The 454-nt window shown below is 59.5% G+C and carries 1 protein-coding gene; it reads right to left on the reverse strand.

Annotation, left to right across the window (positions count from 1 at the left end; translation table 11 throughout):
- On the reverse strand, positions 1–454 hold a 454-nt coding region (locus EN780_RS37720; protein ID WP_189557191.1), incomplete at both ends, for a histidinol dehydrogenase.

The following is a 454-nucleotide window of genomic DNA, read 5'->3' on the forward strand; positions in this document are numbered from 1 at the left end:
GCGCTGATAGGTGCAGGTCTTGAGGAATTTGCCGACCCAGAGCCCGCCAGTGTAGCGCGCGGCCTTGTTGGTCGGCAGCGTATGGTTGGTGCCGATGACCTTGTCGCCAAACGACACATTCGTGCGGGCACCGAGAAACAGCGCGCCATAGTTTTTCATCTTCTCAAGGAAGTAGTCCGGATCACGCGTCATGACCTGGACATGCTCGGAGGCGATGCGATCGGCCTCGGCCACCATCTCGTCGATCGTATCGCACAGGATGATCTCGCCGAAATCCTCCCAGGCTTTGGCCGCGACAGCCGCGGTCGGCAGGATTTTGAGCAGACGCTCGATTTCATCCAGCGTGTCGCGGGTAAGTTTTTCCGAGTTGGTGATCAGCAAAGCAGGAGAGCTGACGCCATGCTCCGCCTGGCCAAGCAGATCCGTGGCCACGATCTCACCGTCGACACTGTCG

The organism is Mesorhizobium sp. M4B.F.Ca.ET.089.01.1.1 (genome assembly GCF_004022605.1).
In the GTDB taxonomy this organism is placed as follows: Bacteria; Pseudomonadota; Alphaproteobacteria; order Rhizobiales; family Rhizobiaceae; genus Mesorhizobium; species Mesorhizobium abyssinicae.